This is a genomic window from Bradyrhizobium sp. 4 (assembly GCF_023100905.1).
GTDB lineage: Bacteria > Pseudomonadota > Alphaproteobacteria > Rhizobiales > Xanthobacteraceae > Bradyrhizobium.
In genome coordinates this window covers 5,323,133-5,339,109 of sequence record NZ_CP064686.1, presented here as the reverse complement: position 1 = coordinate 5,339,109, position 15,977 = coordinate 5,323,133, and the positions used below count along the sequence as shown (strand labels likewise).

15 protein-coding genes are annotated in these 15,977 nt (G+C 63.4%); 7 read left to right on the top strand and 8 right to left on the bottom strand.

Translation table 11 applies throughout. The features are described from left to right. Positions 1–34: 34 nt before the first annotated feature. The 5 genes from IVB45_RS25435 to IVB45_RS25415 all read right to left on the bottom strand — a co-directional run bounded on the left by IVB45_RS25435 (position 35) and on the right by IVB45_RS25415 (position 6,164). Positions 35–1,318 carry an ABC transporter substrate-binding protein gene (locus IVB45_RS25435; RefSeq protein ID WP_247290198.1) on the bottom strand — a complete coding sequence of 428 codons (1,284 nt, stop codon included), beginning with the start codon at positions 1,316–1,318 and terminating at the stop codon, positions 35–37. 46 nt (positions 1,319–1,364) lie between these two features. Then, positions 1,365–2,438 carry a branched-chain amino acid ABC transporter permease gene (locus IVB45_RS25430; RefSeq protein ID WP_247362692.1) on the bottom strand — a complete coding sequence of 358 codons (1,074 nt, stop codon included), beginning with the start codon at positions 2,436–2,438 and terminating at the stop codon, positions 1,365–1,367. Between the two features lie 3 nt (positions 2,439–2,441). Further along, positions 2,442–3,335, bottom strand: a complete 894-nt coding sequence (locus IVB45_RS25425; RefSeq protein ID WP_027519025.1) for a branched-chain amino acid ABC transporter permease — start codon at positions 3,333–3,335, stop codon at positions 2,442–2,444. A 79-nt stretch (positions 3,336–3,414) separates the two neighbouring features. Continuing rightward, positions 3,415–5,346, bottom strand: a complete 1,932-nt coding sequence (locus IVB45_RS25420; RefSeq protein WP_247362691.1) for a long-chain fatty acid--CoA ligase — start codon at positions 5,344–5,346, stop codon at positions 3,415–3,417. Next, positions 5,343–6,164 (bottom strand): ABC transporter ATP-binding protein, encoded by an 822-nt coding sequence (locus IVB45_RS25415; RefSeq protein WP_027566798.1) that lies wholly within the window; start codon positions 6,162–6,164, stop codon positions 5,343–5,345. The genes IVB45_RS25420 and IVB45_RS25415 overlap by 4 nt, the downstream gene beginning before the upstream one ends. 333 nt (positions 6,165–6,497) lie before the next feature. Here IVB45_RS25415 and IVB45_RS25410 point away from each other — a divergent pair, with 333 nt between their 5' ends. Continuing rightward, positions 6,498–7,172, top strand: a complete 675-nt coding sequence (locus IVB45_RS25410; protein WP_106946375.1) for a Crp/Fnr family transcriptional regulator — start codon at positions 6,498–6,500, stop codon at positions 7,170–7,172. Here IVB45_RS25410 and IVB45_RS25405 read toward each other — a convergent pair. Beyond that, complete coding sequence (locus tag IVB45_RS25405; protein WP_247362690.1) at positions 7,169–8,431, bottom strand: MFS transporter; 1,263 nt, start codon at positions 8,429–8,431, stop codon at positions 7,169–7,171. The genes IVB45_RS25410 and IVB45_RS25405 overlap by 4 nt on opposite strands. A 123-nt stretch (positions 8,432–8,554) precedes the next feature. Beyond that, complete coding sequence (locus IVB45_RS25400) at positions 8,555–9,397, bottom strand: uroporphyrinogen-III synthase (RefSeq protein WP_247362689.1); 843 nt, start codon at positions 9,395–9,397, stop codon at positions 8,555–8,557. Between the two features lie 141 nt (positions 9,398–9,538). Here IVB45_RS25400 and purU point away from each other — a divergent pair, with 141 nt between their 5' ends. Beyond that, complete coding sequence (gene purU, locus IVB45_RS25395) at positions 9,539–10,402, top strand: formyltetrahydrofolate deformylase (protein WP_247362688.1); 864 nt, start codon at positions 9,539–9,541, stop codon at positions 10,400–10,402. Between the two features lie 36 nt (positions 10,403–10,438). Here the strand turns inward: purU and IVB45_RS25390 are convergent, their stop codons facing one another. After that, positions 10,439–10,723, bottom strand: coding sequence for a hypothetical protein (locus IVB45_RS25390; protein ID WP_247362686.1), 285 nt, complete (start codon positions 10,721–10,723; stop codon positions 10,439–10,441). Between the two features lie 519 nt (positions 10,724–11,242). Between IVB45_RS25390 and IVB45_RS25385 the strand changes: the two genes are divergently transcribed. The 5 genes from IVB45_RS25385 to IVB45_RS25365 all read left to right on the top strand — a co-directional run bounded on the left by IVB45_RS25385 (position 11,243) and on the right by IVB45_RS25365 (position 15,967). Continuing rightward, on the top strand, positions 11,243–12,433 hold the full coding sequence (locus tag IVB45_RS25385) for an ABC transporter substrate-binding protein (RefSeq protein ID WP_247362684.1): 1,191 nt from the start codon (positions 11,243–11,245) through the stop codon (positions 12,431–12,433). Between the two features lie 166 nt (positions 12,434–12,599). Continuing rightward, positions 12,600–13,469, top strand: coding sequence for a branched-chain amino acid ABC transporter permease (locus tag IVB45_RS25380; RefSeq protein WP_027566805.1), 870 nt, complete (start codon positions 12,600–12,602; stop codon positions 13,467–13,469). A gap of 8 nt (positions 13,470–13,477) precedes the next feature. Beyond that, complete coding sequence (locus tag IVB45_RS25375) at positions 13,478–14,506, top strand: branched-chain amino acid ABC transporter permease (protein WP_027566806.1); 1,029 nt, start codon at positions 13,478–13,480, stop codon at positions 14,504–14,506. Beyond that, positions 14,503–15,258: an ABC transporter ATP-binding protein gene (locus IVB45_RS25370; protein ID WP_007612502.1), complete on the top strand. Its 756-nt coding sequence runs from the start codon at positions 14,503–14,505 to the stop codon at positions 15,256–15,258. The genes IVB45_RS25375 and IVB45_RS25370 overlap by 4 nt, the downstream gene beginning before the upstream one ends. Next, complete coding sequence (locus IVB45_RS25365; protein WP_247362682.1) at positions 15,251–15,967, top strand: ABC transporter ATP-binding protein; 717 nt, start codon at positions 15,251–15,253, stop codon at positions 15,965–15,967. Before IVB45_RS25370 ends, IVB45_RS25365 begins: the two co-directional genes overlap by 8 nt. The last annotated feature ends 10 nt before the right edge of the window (positions 15,968–15,977 follow it).

Sequence of the window (15,977 nt, the reverse complement as noted above, 5' to 3'; positions counted from 1 at the left end):
GGGATGACATTTGTGTGTGAGGTGAGCGCTAAGCTCACCAGCCCAGCAATTCCGGCTTGCGCGGGAGCTCGACGGTCTTGACCTTCTCGAGCTTGATCGCGCCCTTGGCCATGAGGTCGTTGAGGTCGCCGTCGGTCGCTCCCGCAATCTTGGTGCGGTAGAGGTCGACCTTCAGCGTGCCGCGGTGGTCCTTGTCGGTCCAGGTCGAGGGATTGCAGACGCCCTCCATCCCGGCCGGCACCCAGTCCTTCTTCTGGTAAAAGCCCTTGGCGACGTTCTCGCCGGTGGCGCCGCCGTTCTTGGCGGCCCAATCGATCGCCTCCTTCATGTAGAGCGCCGAGCACACCGCCGCGATGTAGTGCACCGGCCGATAGACCTTGCCGGTCGGGTCGGACATCTTCGAGATCTCCATCACCGTTTTCATGCCGGGCGCATCACCGCCCCAGCTGACCGCGGTGCGCAGCGGGAAGATCACGCCGTCGGCGGCATCGCCTGCGGTCTTGGCGGCGTTCTCGTCCATGCCCCAGACATTGCCCATGAACTGGATGTCGACGCCGGCGGTCTTGCAGGCCTTCATCACCGAGATGTTGGACGCGGCGGTGTTGCCGAGATAGGCGTAGTTGGCGCCTGAGGATTTCAGGCTCAGGCACTGCGCGCTGTAGTCACCCGGCGCGAGCGCGAACACCAGCGGCGGCAGCACCTCGAAGCCGAGCTCCTGCGCCATGGCTTCGCCGGCGGCCTTCGGTGCGTTCGGGTAGGGGTGGTTGGCGCCCATGTGGACGAATTTCGGCTTGCCGGACTTGCCCTTGGCCTTCCAGTCTTCGGCTGCCCACATCAGCATCGCGCGCAGCGAGTCCGAATAGCTCGGACCATAGAAGAAATTATAGGGCGCGGGCTTGGCCTTGCCGCTGACACCTTCGGGATCGGTGAGGGCAGCGGCGTAGGAGCCGGAGAGATCGGGAATTTTATCTTGTGCGAGGAAGCCGGTCAGCGCCTCGGTGTCTGCCGTGCCCCAGCCCATGATCGCCGCGACCTTGGAGTCCGGCGCCGACCACTTCTTGTAGAGCGCGATCGCGCGCGGTACCTGGTAGCCATAGTCGTTGGTGTCGACGTTGAGCTGCTTGCCGCCGACGCCGCCGTTCTTGTTGACCCAGGCGAAGGTGTCGGCGACGGCTTGGCCGTAGGGCGTGCCGACGTCGGACGTGCCGCCGGAATAATCGGCGAGATGCCCGATCGCGATCTGCGCCTGCGCGCCTGACGAGAATGCGGCGATCGCCAGCGCAAGTGACGCGGTGCTCAAAAGGGATTTAGTTTTCATTGGTTGCCTCCTCCTGTTTATTTGTTGGTTTGCGAGTTGCCCGCGCTCAATGCGAGAACGGGTAGAGTTTCCAGTACGCCTTGATCTGCCGCCAGCGATGGGCGAGCCCATCCGGCTCGAACATCAGGAACGCGATGATGATCACCCCGATCGCGATCTCGCGCAGGAAGGTGATGTTGTTGTTCAGCGACAGCGCCTTGTCGATCGCGCCGCCCTTCAGCGCCACGCTGAGGAACTCCATCGTCTCGGGCAGCAGCACCACGAACGCGGTACCCATCAGCGTGCCCATGATCGAACCGGTGCCGCCGATGATGATCATGGCCAGGAACAGGATCGAGCGTTCGATGCCGAAGCCCTCTTGCGACACCACGAGCTGGTAGTGTGCGTAGAGCGCGCCGGCGATGCCGGCGAAGAAGGCGGCGAGCCCAAATGACAACGTGCGATACTTGGTGAGATTGATGCCCATGATCTCCGCGGAGAGATAATGGTCGCGGATTGCCACCAGCGCGCGGCCGTCGCGGGTGCGCATCAGATTGGTGACGAGGACGTAGCTTGCAACCACGTAGGCGAGTACGACGTAGAAATATTGCCTGTCGCCGCGCAGCGTGTGGCCGAAGATCGAGAACGGATTGGCGCTGGCCGGCACCGAGCCGCCGGTGAACCACTCTGCGCGGGAGAAGAAGTCGAGCAGGATGTATTGTGCTGCGAGCGTCGCGATGACGAGGTAAAGCCCCTTCAGCCGCGCCGCCGGGATGCCGAAGATCAGCCCGACCAGCGCAGTGACGACGCCCGCGAGGGGGATCGCGAAGAACACCGGGATCGATGTGCTGTTGGAGATGTAGGCCGAGGTGAAGGCGCCGAGCAGGAAGAAAGCGGCATGGCCGATCGAGATCTGGCCGGTGAAGCCGACCAGGATGTTCAGCCCCAGCGCAGCGATCGAGAAGATGCCGATCTGGATCAGGATGCTGAGCCAATAGCCGCCAAGGAATTGCGGCACGAGACACAGCGCCAGCACGCCGGCGATCGCAAAATTGCGGCTGGTGGCGGTCGGGAAGATCGTGGTGTCGGCCGCGTAAGAGGTGCGGAAATCACCAGCAGGGATGAGGGCGGGGCCGGCCATAGATCAGATCCGTTCGATGTCGTGGGTGCCGAACAGGCCGTAAGGCTTGATCATCAGCACGATGATGAGGACGTAGAACGGCGCGATCTCGTAGAGATTGCCCCAGTGAAGGTATTCGCTGTCGACATATTGCGCGATGTTCTCGAGTAATCCGATGATGATGCCGCCGAGCACGGCACCGCCGACGGAATCGAGCCCGCCGAGGATCGCAGCCGGAAACACTTTGATCCCATAGGCGGCAAGGCCCGAGGATACGCCGTTCACGACCGCGACCACGACGCCTGCAACCGCCGACACCGTTGCGGAGATCGCCCAGGCCATCGCGAACACGCTTTTCACGGAAATGCCGAGCGATTGCGCGACCTGTTGGTTGAACGCAGTGGCGCGCATCGCAAGGCCGTACTTCGACGCGCGGAAGAACCAGGCCATGCCAATCATCATCGCGATCGAGACGACGAGGCTCATGACATAGACGGTCTGGATCTGGAGCCCGAGCAGGCTGACGGACTGGCTCTCGAACACGCGCGGGAACGGCTGCGGATTGACGCCGAACATCCATTTCAGCGTGGCCTGCAGCACGGTGGAGAGGCCGATCGTCACCATGATGACCGAGATGATGGGTTCGCCGATCATCGGTCGCAGGATCAGGACCTGCACCGCGATGCCGAACACGAACATGAACACCAGCGTCATCGGCATGCCGATCCAGAACGGCACCTGGTATTTCGCGAGCAAGGTCCAGCACACCCAGGCGCCCACAAGCAAGAGCTCGCCCTGCGCGAAATTGACGACCTGGCTAGCCTTGTAGATCAGCACAAACGACATCGCGACCACACCATAGAGCGTGCCGACCACGAGGCCGTTGACCAGGAGCTGAATGAGGAAGGCGGTGTTCATGTTATGCTATCCTTCGCCTCTTCCCGCTTGCGGGGAGAGGGTTCATCGATTCGCAACACGCGCTGTGTCGGAAGCGTGCTCACTCCGCGGCCTCCGCCATGTGCCCGTGCCCATCCAGGTCCACAACCCTCAGCGTTGTACGTATGCGTTGCGTGGTGCCGTCCTGGAAGCGGATCACGGTGTCCACGGGGATGTCGGCCTGGCCGCGGTAGATCGCGTCGATGATGCCTTCGTATTTCTCGTTGATGACGCTGCGGCGCACTTTCCGCGTGCGGGTGAGCTCGCCATCGTCGGCGTCGAGCTCCTTGTAGAGCAGCAGGAAGCGGGAGATGCGCTGTGCCGGTGGCAGAGTCGCGTTGACGGTCTCGACTTCCTTCTTGAGTAGCGCATAAACCTCGGGCCGCGAGGCCAGGTCGCTGTAGGTCGTAAACGAGAGCCGGTTCTTCTCCGCCCATTTCGAGATGATGGAGTAGCGGATGCAGATCATGGCGGCGAGCGCGTCCCGGCCTGCACCAAGCACCACGGCTTCCGCGATATAAGCCGAGAACTTCAACTTGTTCTCGATGAATTGCGGCGAGAAGTGCTCGCCGCGCGAGGTCTCGGCGAGATCCTTGATGCGATCGATCACCACGAGCTGCTTGTCGTCGTTGAAATAGCCAGCATCGCCCGACAGCATCCAGCCGTCCCTGATGTCGGCGACGCTCGCCTCCGGGTTCTTGTAGTAGCCGAGGAACATGTTGGGATGCCGCACCACGATCTCGCCGACGCCGTGAACGTCGGCATTGTCGATGCGGATTTCGACGCTGTCGGCCATCGGCACGCCTGTCGTGTCGGGGTCGACCTTGCCCGCGGGATGCAGCGTGTAGGCCCCCAGCAGCTCGGTCTGGCCGTAGAGCGTGCGCAGCGGCACGCCCATGGCCTGGAAGAACTTGAAGGTCTCGGGCCCGAGTGCCGCGCCGCCGGTTGCGGCTGAACGCAGGCGGGTGAAGCCGAGGCGGTCGCGCAATGCACGGAACAGGATCGCGTCGGCAAAGCCGGAACTCTCGCCCCGTTCGAGCGCGGCAAGCCCGCTCTTCATGCCGATGTCGAACAGGCGTTGCTTGAACGGCGTTGCGTCCATCACCCTGGCGCGGACGTCGGCGGCGATTGATTCCCAAACGCGCGGTGCAAACAGGATGAACGTCGGTGCGATCTCACGCAGATCGTTCATCATGGTCTCGGGCTCTTCGACGAAGTTGATCTTCATCCGGCACAAGAGGCCTTTGCCGAGTACATAGACCTGCTCCATGATCCAGGGCAGCGGTAGCACCGACACGTATTCGTCGTCCGGCCCTTTCGGATCGAAAGCGAGATATGTCGCGCAGTGGCCGAGCACGCGGCCGGCCGCGAGCATTGCGAGCTTTGGATGCGAGGTGGTGCCTGATGTCGTGCAGAGGATCGCGACGTCCTCGCCCTTGGTCGCGTCCACCAGCCGGTCGTAAAGTTCCGGCTCGCGCGTAGCCCGCGCCCGGCCGAGTTCGGCAAACGTCTCCGCCGACATCAAGCGCGGATCGTCGTATTTCCGCATGCCGCGCGGATCGGAATAGATGATGTGCTTCAGCTTTGGGACGCGGTCGGCCAGCGTAAGCAGCTTGTCGACCTGCTCCTCGTCCTCGGCGAAAACGAGCTGCGCCTCGCCATAATTGAGGAGATAAGAGGCTTCTTCGTCGAGCACGTCACGATATAGCCCGAGGCTCAAACCTCCGATCGCGTGGGTTGCTATTTCCGCCGCGACCCAGTCCGGCCGGTTGTCGCCGATGATGCCAACGACATCTTCGCGCCCAAGGCCCAGTTCGATCAGGCCGAGCGCGAAGTCGCGCACCCGCGTCTGGTAGGCGTTCCAGGTGAACGGGCGCCACAGCCCGAGATCCTTCTCGCGCAGCGCGATCTCGTTGCCGTACTCCTTCGCATTGAGCCGGAGCATCTTCGGATAGGTGTCGGCCTGCGCGACGCGGCCTGCGTAATCCATCATGCCGCGCTCTCCTGCGCCGGCGGAGCATCGTCAGGGTCGACCAGCACCTCGTCCTCTTCGCCGAGATAGGCGCGCCTGACGTGGGGATCGGCGAGCACCGCGGCCGGATCGCCCTCGGCGATCTTGCGGCCGAAATCCAGCACCATGACGCGGTGGGAGATGTCCATTACCACGCCCATGTCGTGCTCGATCATCACCACGGTCATGCCGAACTCCTCGTTGAGATCGACGATGTAGCGGGCCATGTCCTCCTTCTCCTCGAAGTTCATGCCGGCCATCGGCTCGTCGAGGAGAATGAGGCGTGGCTCCAGTGCCATGGCGCGCGCGAGCTCCACGCGCTTGCGCAGACCATAGGAGAGGGTGCCGGCCGGCGCCTTTCGCACCGATTGGAGATCGAGGAAATCGATGATCTCCTCGACCTTGCGGCGGTGCTCGAGCTCTTCCTTGCGCGCGCCGGTGAACCAGTACAGCGAGCCCGTGAGAAAATTGTTCTTCAGGAGGTGATGGCGGCCGACCATGATGTTGTCGAGCACGCTCATATGGTGGAACAGCGCCAGGTTCTGAAAGGTGCGGCCGATGCCGAGCGAAGCGCGCGCGTTGGGCGTCAGGCCGGTGATGTCGCGGCCTTGGTAGAACAGCTGGCCTTCGGTCGGCTTGTAGCGGCCGGAAATACAGTTCACGATCGAGGTCTTGCCGGCACCATTGGGGCCAATGATCGAGAACAGCTCGCCTTCCCTGATGGCGAAGCCGACATCGGTCAGCGCACGAACGCCGCCGAATCGCAAGGACACGCCGCGCACTTCAAGACTGGTAGCCACCAAACAGATCCCTCCCGGTGATGGCGCATTCAGTGGCGCTCTTCGTCCGTTCTGTCGGGCGATCCTAGTACGGCCGTGCCGGTGAGGCCATGCAGCAGATGGTCTCGACCGGAGCCGCGCCGCTCTCGTTCCCGTTTGGGATCAAAAGCCGCATCGCCCGAGGTGGTCCTCAATAGGGGAAAGCGCTATTTTGAAATGTCTCCCGCCTGACAATTCTGCGACAAAGTTTTTTGGGCGCTCGCAGCCTCCATCTTTCGTCTGATGGTAGCCGAGACGATCATGCTGCATTGCAGCAGAACAGGAGTGACGAACGGTGCGGCGGGCTTCGGGTTCATGATTTCAGAGGATCAATTGAAGCGCGTCGCTGCCTGGTCGCGCGAGCTCACGCAAGCGGAGATCGAGGTCGCTCGTGCCGGGATCACGGAGCGGTCCTACGGCACCGGCGAGACCGTCTTCATGCGCGGCGACACGTTCGACTATTGGGCCGGCATGGTCTTTGGGCTTGCCCGGATGGGCGGGGTCTCGCGCGACGGCAAGGAGACGAGTCTTGCCGGGCTGACGGCGGGGGCCTGGTTCGGCGAGGGCAGCGTGCTCAAGAACGAGCCGCGCCGCTATGACGTCGTCGCGCTGCGCAACAGCCGCGTCGCGCTGATGGAACGCAGCGCCTTCATGTGGCTGTTCGAGAACAGCGTCGGCTTCAACCGCTTCCTGGTTCGCCAGCTCAACGAGCGGCTCGGCCAGTTCATCGGCATGCTCGAGGTCAACCGCACGCTGGATGCCACCGCGCGGCTCGCTCGCAGCATCGCCTCGCTGTTCAATCCGATCCTCTATCCGGAATCCACCGCGCATCTGGAGATCACCCAGGAGGAGATCGGCGCGCTTTCCGGCATGTCCCGCCAGAATGCTAACCGCGCGCTGAACCGGCTGGAGAAAGAGGGCTTGCTCCGGCTGGAGTATGGCGGCGTCACGATCCTCGATATCGAGCGGTTGCGCGGTTACGGGGATTAGCGCCCATTGGCGGGGGCGTGCACCGGCCAGAGGTCAGCGCGCCAGCGCACCGCGATCGCCATCATTGCGATGAACCCCGAGACGGCATAGAGCGACCCCGTCGCGGAATAGCCGATGATGTCGATCAGGCTGCCGGCCGCGAGGAGCCCAATCGGCAGGCCGTAGATCACCATCATGCGCACGCCCATGACGCGGCCGCGAAGATGTGCGCTGGCCGTCCGCATCAGGATCACGGCAGCTGATATCATCGACATGCTCTGGGCGATGCCGGCGAGCACAAGGCAGGCCATCGCCACCGGCATGGTCCTGATCTCGACGAACACCAGCAGCATGGCGTACCAGGCCAGCGTCGCGCCGATCAGGAGCCGGGCAATGCGCACTCCGCTGACGAGGCTGAGCGTGATGGAGCCGATCAGCGAGCCGACGGCGAAGCTCGCGGAGAGATAACCGAGGCCGGTCTGGTCGGTATGAAAGATGTCCCGCGCGATGTAGGGCAGCAATCCGCCGGTGAAGGGAAATGCGGTCAGGTTGGCCAGGAAGGCGACGCATAGCGCCGCGCGCATCCCCGCGCCATTCCAGGCGTAGACGATCCCTTCCTTCAGATCGCCCAGCAATCTCGAAACGGCGCGGCTGTCTGCCGGAAGATCAGTTGTGGCAATGGTCCGTTCCGGCCGGGTCAGGCAGAGCATGAGCAGCGCGGCCAGGAAATAGAGGCAAACGATCACCACGTAAACGAGGCCAATGCCGAGGACCGCGAACAGTCCGGCGCCTGTCAACGCGCCGGCGATGCGCGCGCTGTCCTGGGTCGTGCGCGCAACGCTGATGGCGCCCACCAGCTGCTCGCTCGGCATGATCTCGGCAAGCAGCGCGCCGCGAACGCCGAGATCCGAGGGGCGAATCAGGCCCATGATTGCGACGATGATCATGACGCCTGGCGGGGTCAGATGACCGGTCAGTGCCAGAGTCATGATGGTCGACGCGAGCACCATATAGGCAAGACGCATCGCGACCAGGAGATCGCGATGACCCATGCGGTCGCCGATCATGCCGAACACCGGCGCCACCAATGTCCCGACGAACTGGAGCGATGCGAGCACGGTGAGCAGCAGCACCGAGCCGGTCTCGACCATGATGTACCAGCCGAGCACCAGCGTCTCGATCTCGAATGCCCAGGAGGTGAGCAGGTCGGACGGCCACTGGAAACGATAATTGCGGATACGAAATGGCGCGAGCGCGGAGGGGCGTGCGGGTGTGCTCAAGGCGCGATGGCGCGTATCACGGCGATTCCCTTGCCTTATTATTTCTTCTTCTGTGCGAGACCGTAGCGCCGGTGACGCTTGTGTCAATCGGGGGCAGCTGCAGGCCGCTCCCGCGCTCTGCTCCTAGCTCGCAGCGGTTCTCGATTTCCGCTCCAGGAGCGCAGTGGCCATCGCCGAGATCAGCGGTCGCATGAAGTAGGCTTCATCGGCAGGCGAGACGTCGGTCCGCAGGCCGTGCGCCGCGAGCTCGCCCGAGACAGCAGGTCCCACTGACGCGATCAGCGTCCGCTCCAGGCCTGCGCGCAGCTTCGCCTCGCTGCCATGTGCCTTCGCGGCCTCAATCAGGCGGCGCACCTGGCCAAGATTGGTCAGCGCGATCGAATCGATTCGCCCGGCGGCCATCTCGTCGATCGCGGCGACGATATTGGCATCCGCCGCCTTGGAATCGTAAGCATAAGGCAGCACGGCATCGACCTCGGCACCTTGCGCGGCAAGCGCATCGGTCAGCGCATTGTGATCCTTGTCGGGATAGAGCTGAAGGCCGAGGCGGTGCCCCTTCAGATCGAGATTGCCGAGCATCTCGATCACGCCGTCGGTGGTCGGCTTCTCTGTGGTCTGCTGCGCCTCGAGTCCGATTTCGCGCAGTGCCTTGCCGGGCTTGGGGCCGCGGGTGAACTTTCGCGATCTGGCAAGCGCCGCCACGAGAGCCTGGTCGAGCCCTCGCGCGATGGCGAGCTTCATGATCCGCCGCAGCCCTTCGCCGGTCATCAACACGAGGTCGTCGAAGGGCTTGTCGATGGTGCGGCGGATCCAGGCCTCGACCGGAGCGGGGTCTGGTGCATCCTGGATGGTGAACATCGGGCATTGCACGACCTCGGCGCCTTGCTCGGTAAGCAACTTCGAAAACTGCGCCTCCTCGCGCGTTTCCAGGATCAGGATTCGGGTGCCGTTCAGGCGGTCGGCCATGAGCCTACTCCGGTCAGTCAAAGCAATCGTACGTTCATCCTGACTCCACCGTCGGGATTGGCGCAAGGTGGGGTCGGTGATAGAGCAGGGCGCAAATCGCGGGGCGTTCCGCAGCCGCTGCCCAAACCTTCATCAAGGCCCATGCCCGATCATCAATATGTCCTGACCCTGTCCTGTCCGGATCGTCCCGGCATCGTCTCGGCGGTGTCGACCTTCCTGGCGAATTCCGGACAGAACATCCTCGACGCCCAACAGTTCGACGACACCGAGACCAATAAGTTCTTCATGCGGGTGGTGTTCACCGCCGCCGATCTCGCCGTGGAGCTGTCGGCGCTCCAGACCGGCTTTACCGCGATCGCCGAGCGTTTCGGCATGGAATGGCAGATGCGCGATCGGGCCGCGCATCGCAAGGTGATGCTGCTGGTGTCGAAGTCCGATCACTGCCTGGTCGACATCCTCTATCGCTGGCGCACCGGCGAGCTGCCGATGACTTTGGTCGCAATCGTCTCCAACCACCCGCGCGAGGTCTATGACGGGCTCGATTTCGGCGGGGTTCCGTTCCACTATCTGCCTGTTACGAAGGAGACCAAGCGCGAGCAGGAGGCGCAGATCCTCGATCTCGTCGCCAAGACCGGGACCGATCTCGTCGTGCTCGCCCGCTATATGCAGATATTGTCCGACGATCTCTCGGCAAATCTGTCGGGACGCTGCATCAACATCCACCACTCGTTCCTGCCGGGTTTCAAGGGCGCAAAACCCTATCACCAGGCCCATGAGCGTGGCGTCAAGCTGATCGGCGCCACCGCGCACTACGTCACGCGCGACCTCGACGAGGGCCCGATCATCGACCAGGACGTCGAGCGCATCAGCCATCGGGACACGCCTGAGGATCTCGTCCGCAAGGGCCGCGACATCGAGCGCCGCGTGCTGGCGCGCGCGATCCGCTACCATCTCAACGACCGCGTCATCCTCAACGGCCGCAAGACCGTGGTGTTCGTGGACTGAACTCACCTCTCACCGCAGGCGGCGAGGGGGCACGACTTAACGCAACGCAGCGCCGGACGCTGAGCCCGTTGCGCCCTTTTGCGCCTGCTCCTCCTTTTCGCGATCCGCTGCCGGCATCAGCCGCTTGCGCTCGCGATCCTTCATGAAGGCATCGTATTGCGGCGTGCCCGCCCGCGGCGGGGCGTCCGCCGGCAAGCCGCCGGCCCATTGCGGGACGTAGTCGCCCATGCCGGACGAGAGCTTTTCGTTGACGGTGCCGCAGCCGGACAGGCCCGCGGAGAGCGCGAGGAGGATCAGGAGGGAACGGGCGGATCTGGGCATTGTACGGAGGCGAGGCCAGTCGTGTTGGACGCCGGGTCAGGCTGTCGTCGGAAGAGTAGCCTTCAACAAGGTAAAATAGACTTATTCGAGGTAGGTAATTTGATACCGGAGGCTACCTACTCAGACCTTGCCGATGTTCAAATTCTGCAAACAAAAGACCAAATCCTCCATGCACCCGGTCGGCAGCGCTTCTAGGCTGCGGCAACGTCTCGCGACAAAGTGGTTTGGTCGGGATGTGGCTTTTTCGTTGACAGGTCCATTTCCTTTGTACAATCGTACAAATGATGGCGACCACGATCACGATACCGGGGTTACCCGGACGTGACCCGGTATCGCTTCTGCCGTTGGCAATCGGAAGGCTCGGCTTGCGCCGAAAGGTCGCCAAACGTCCGATTGACAATAAGGGCGCGAAAGACGCCATGTGGCGCGACATCACGCGTGCGTGAGCTCGATTTAAGGCAAGGACCGGGCACTCGGTCCGGCGCACAAGAGATCAGGAATGAAGGGGAGGGACATCTGATGTTCGAACGCAAAAAACTGTCTCATAAGACTGCCTGGGCCGCAGCAGCGGCCGCTATCGTGGGCCTTGTGGCCGTCTCTCCGGCCAAGGCCGAGGACAGCGTCAAGGTCGGTCTGATCCTGCCCATGACCGGCGGCCAGGCCTCGACCGGCAAGCAGATCGAGAACGCGATCAAGCTCTACATGCAGCAGAAGGGCGACACCGTCGCCGGCAAAAAAATCGAGATCATCCTCAAGGACGATGCTGCGATTCCCGACAAGACCAAGACCGCCGCGCAAGAGCTGATTGTCAACGACAAGGTCCATTTCATCGCCGGCTTCGGCGTGACGCCGGCCGCGCTCGCGGCGGCGCCGCTGGCCACGCAAGCCAAGATCCCGGAAGTCGTGATGGCCGCCGGCACCTCCATCATCACCGAGCGCTCGCCCTATATCGTGCGCACCAGCTTCACGCTGGCGCAGTCCTCCACCATCATCGCCGACTGGGCGGTGAAAAACGGCATCAAGAAGGTGGCGACCCTGACCTCGGACTACGCGCCGGGCAATGACGCGCTCAACTTCTTCAAGCAGAACTTCACCGCCGGTGGCGGCGAGGTGGTCGAAGAGGTGAAGACGCCGCTTGCCAATCCCGATTTCGCACCGTTCCTCCAGCGTATGAAGGATGCCAAGCCTGACGCGATCTTCGTGTTCGTGCCGGCCGGCCAGGGCGGCAACTTCATGAAGCAGTATGCCGAACGCGGACTCGACAAGGCGGGCATCAAGGTGATCGGACCGGGTGACGTGACCGACGACGACCTCCTCAACAACATGGGCGACGCCGTGCTGGGCACGGTCACTGCACACCTTTATTCCGCGGCGCATCCCTCGCAGATGAACAAGGATTTCGTCGCGGCCTACAAGAAGGCGTACGGAAACCGGCCGGGCTTCATGGCGGTGAGCGGCTATGACGGCATTCACCTGATCTACGAAGCGCTGAAGAAGACCAATGGCGACACCGACGGCACCAAGCTGGTCGAAGCCATGAAGGGCCAGAAGTGGGAGAGCCCGCGCGGCCCGATCTCGATCGACCCCGAGACCCGCGACATCGTGCAGAACATCTACATCCGGAAGGTCGAGAAGGTCGACGGCGAGCTCTACAACGTCGAGTTCGCGACCTTCGAGGCCGTCAAGGATCTCGGCAAGACCAAGAAGTGACGCGCGAAAGCGCGTCATCCCCGAGCGCGCATTAGCGCGCATCGGGGATCTCGCCCGCCACTCTCGTCATGCCCGGGCTTGACCCGGGCATCCACGCGAGAGTCGAACCAGGAACGTGGATGGCCGGGACAAGCCCGGCCATGACGCCCAACTCCAAGCTGAGACGATGACCTCTATCCTCACCAACCTGTTCGATGGCGTTGCCTACGGCATGCTGCTGTTCGTGCTGGCTTGCGGGCTCGCGGTCACGCTCGGCTTGATGAACTTCGTCAACCTCGCCCATGGCGCCTTCGCCATGGCTGGCGGCTATGTCTGCATGGTGCTGGTCAACCGGATGGGCTGGCCATTCTTCGCTGCATTGCCGCTTGCCTTCGTCTCCTCTGCTGCGATCGGCATTGTGCTCGAGCGCACGCTGTACCGACACCTCTATGCGCGCAGCCATCTCGACCAGGTGCTGTTCACGATCGGCCTCACCTTCATGTCGGTCGCGGCCGTCGACTACATCCAGGGCTCGTCGCGGGTCTTCATCAATTTGCCGGCGGCGCTCCAGGGCCAGTTCGACGTGTTCGGCGTCGGCGTCGGCCGCTACCGGCTGATGATCATCGTGATCTGCGGGCTGCTCACCATTGCTCTCCAGATGGTGCTCGCGAAGACGCGGTTCGGCAGCCGTCTGCGCGCCGCGGTCGATGATCCCCGCGCCGCGAGCGGCCTCGGCATCAACGTGCCGCAGGTGTTCGCCTTCACATTTGCTTTTGGTTGCGGCCTGGCTGGTCTCGGCGGCGCGCTGAGCGCCGAGATCCTCGGCCTCGACCCGTATTTTCCGCTGAAGTTCATGATCTACTTCCTGATCGTGGTCACCGTCGGCGGCTCGTCCTCGATCACCGGCCCGTTTCTGGCCTCGCTGCTGCTCGGCATCGGCGACGTCGCCGGCAAATATTACGTCCCGAAGATGGGACCTTTCGTGATCTACACCATGATGATCGTGATCCTGATCTGGCGCCCGAACGGCCTGTTCGGCCGCACGGCCGCGCGTTGAGTTCGCCGATGAGCGCCTCCTCCGACGTCGGCTATCACGCCCAGCGCCAGGCACGCTGGCATTATGGCGAGGCCGCTTTCTGGCTGATCGTGCTGGGCTGCGGCTTCGTATTTCCCACGCGTTATCTGATCATGACGGACATCCTGCGGCTCGCGCTGTTTGCGATGTCGCTCGATCTGATCCTCGGTTACGCCGGCATCGTCTCGCTCGGCCATGCAGCCTTCTTCGGCGCCGGTGCTTACGCGGCGGGGCTTCTCGCGCTGCATGGGATCATCAACGAGCCCGTGCTTGCGCTTGTCGTCGCAGGCCTTGTCGCGATGGTGCTCGGCTTCGCCACCAGCTTCCTGGTGATCCGAGGCGTCGACCTGACGCGGCTGATGGTGACACTCGGCATCGCGTTGCTGCTCGAGGCATTGGCCGAACGCTTCTCCAACATCACCGGCGGCACCGACGGTTTGCAGGGTATCGAGATGCAGCCGATCTTCGGCGAGATCCCGTTCGACATGTTCGGCAAGACCGGCTTCTTCTATTCGCTCGCCGTTCTGTTCCTGTTGTTCCTGTTCGCCCGCCGCGTCGTGCATTCGCCGTTCGGGCTGTCGTTGCGGGCGATCAAGAACAATCCGCTGCGCGCGGCCGCGATCGGCATTCCCGTCAACCGCCGCCTGATTGCGATCTACACACTCGCGGCGTTCTATGCCGGCATCGCAGGCGCACTGTTCACCCAGACCACCGCGATCGCCTCGCTCGACGTGTTCGCCTTCGAGCGCTCGGCGGACCTGATGCTTGTGCTCGTCATCGGCGGCACCGGCTATCTCTATGGCGGGCTGATCGGCGCGGTGCTGTTCCGCATGCTGCAGGAGTTGTTCTCCACCATCACCCCGCAATACTGGCAGTTCTGGATCGGCCTCGTGCTGGTCGTGATCGTCCTGGTCGGCCGGCAGCGCCTGCATCGCTGGATGCTGTATGTGCCCAATCTGGTCATCAAGCAGATAGCCGGGCGCAAGGCCGTCGTCGCCGTGCCGGAGAGCGACGCATGACCATCGCGCTCGAAACCCAGAATCTCGAAAAGCAGTTCGGTGGTCTGCGCGTCACTCGCGACTTGTCGCTAAAAATCGAACAAGGCGCCCGCCACGCGCTGATCGGCCCGAACGGCGCCGGCAAGACCACGGTCATCAACCAGCTCACCGGCGTGCTCAAGCCGAACTCGGGCCGCATCCTGCTCGAAGGCCAGGACATCACCGATCTGCCCGTGCACAAGCGCGTGTTGCGCGGCTTGTCGCGTACCTTCCAGATCAACCAGCTCTATCCCGACCTGACCCCGCTCGAGACCATCGGTCTCGCTGTCTCCGAGCGCCTCGGCCATGGCGGTGACTGGTGGCGGCGGATGGGTACGCGCAGCGACGTCAACGGCGAGATCGCCGACCTCCTGACACGCTTCCACCTGCTTGACGTCATGAACGAGCAGACCGTGACGCTGCCTTACGGCAAGCAGCGCCTGCTCGAGATCGCGGTCGCGATCGCCGCCAAGCCGCGCGTGCTGCTGCTGGACGAGCCCGCCGCCGGCGTGCCCGAGAGCGAGCGCCATGACATTCTCGCCGTCGTTGGCAGCCTGCCGCGCGACGTCACGGTGCTGCTGATCGAGCACGACATGGACCTCGTGTTCTCCTTCGCCGACCGCATCTCTGTCCTGGTCTCCGGTGCGCTGCTCACCGAAGGACCGCCCGAGCAGGTCGCGCGCGACCCGCAGGTCAAGGCGGTCTATCTCGGCGAGGAGGCGGTCAATGTCTGAGCTGCTCGCGATCGACTCGCTTCGCGCCGGTTACGGCGAGGCAGTGGTGCTGCCGAACATGTCCCTGCGTCTCCCCGAAGGCCAGGTGCTGGCGCTGTTGGGGCGCAACGGCACCGGCAAGACCACGCTGATCAATTCGATCGTCGGCGTCACCCGTCGCTTCTCCGGCACTGTCGGGCTGGCCGGTAGCGACGTCACGACCTTGCGGCCGGACCAGCGGGCGCGCGCCGGGATCGGCTGGGTGCCGCAGGAGCGCAACATCTTCCGCTCTCTCACGGTGGAGGAGAACATGTCCGCAGTGGCCCAGCCCGGCCCCTGGACGGTCGAGAGGGTCTACGAGATGTTTCCGCGGCTGAAGGAGCGGCGGAGCAATTTTGGCAACCAGCTCTCCGGCGGCGAGCAGCAGATGCTGGCGATCGGTCGCGCGCTGACCCTCAATCCGAAAGTGCTTCTCCTGGACGAGCCGACCGAGGGCCTTGCCCCCATCATCGTCGAGGAGCTTTTGAAGGCGATCGGGACCATCACCCGGGCGGGCGGCATCTGCTCGATTATCGTCGAGCAGAATGCCCAAAAGATTCTGGGGCTGGCCGACCGTGTTGTGATATTGGAGCGCGGAACGATCGTCCACGACGCCCCGAGCGCCGCGCTGAAGGCCGACCCGTCGGTCCTCGAACGCCACCTCGGCGTCGCAGGGGCGGCGGCCCACTAAAAATAACTGG

Coding starts and splice junctions, on each gene's coding strand:
- IVB45_RS25370 (WP_007612502.1), top strand. CDS start 14,503: ATGACCATCGCGCTCGAAACCCAGAATCTCGAAAAGCAGTTCGGTGGT.
- IVB45_RS25365 (WP_247362682.1), top strand. CDS start 15,251: ATGTCTGAGCTGCTCGCGATCGACTCGCTTCGCGCCGGTTACGGCGAG.
- IVB45_RS25390 (WP_247362686.1), bottom strand. CDS start 10,723: ATGCCCAGATCCGCCCGTTCCCTCCTGATCCTCCTCGCGCTCTCCGCG.
- IVB45_RS25410 (WP_106946375.1), top strand. CDS start 6,498: ATGATTTCAGAGGATCAATTGAAGCGCGTCGCTGCCTGGTCGCGCGAG.
- IVB45_RS25400 (WP_247362689.1), bottom strand. CDS start 9,397: ATGGCCGACCGCCTGAACGGCACCCGAATCCTGATCCTGGAAACGCGC.
- purU (WP_247362688.1), top strand. CDS start 9,539: ATGCCCGATCATCAATATGTCCTGACCCTGTCCTGTCCGGATCGTCCC.
- IVB45_RS25385 (WP_247362684.1), top strand. CDS start 11,243: ATGTTCGAACGCAAAAAACTGTCTCATAAGACTGCCTGGGCCGCAGCA.
- IVB45_RS25420 (WP_247362691.1), bottom strand. CDS start 5,346: ATGATGGATTACGCAGGCCGCGTCGCGCAGGCCGACACCTATCCGAAG.
- IVB45_RS25425 (WP_027519025.1), bottom strand. CDS start 3,335: ATGAACACCGCCTTCCTCATTCAGCTCCTGGTCAACGGCCTCGTGGTC.
- IVB45_RS25435 (WP_247290198.1), bottom strand. CDS start 1,318: ATGAAAACTAAATCCCTTTTGAGCACCGCGTCACTTGCGCTGGCGATC.
- IVB45_RS25375 (WP_027566806.1), top strand. CDS start 13,478: ATGAGCGCCTCCTCCGACGTCGGCTATCACGCCCAGCGCCAGGCACGC.
- IVB45_RS25430 (WP_247362692.1), bottom strand. CDS start 2,438: ATGGCCGGCCCCGCCCTCATCCCTGCTGGTGATTTCCGCACCTCTTAC.
- IVB45_RS25380 (WP_027566805.1), top strand. CDS start 12,600: ATGACCTCTATCCTCACCAACCTGTTCGATGGCGTTGCCTACGGCATG.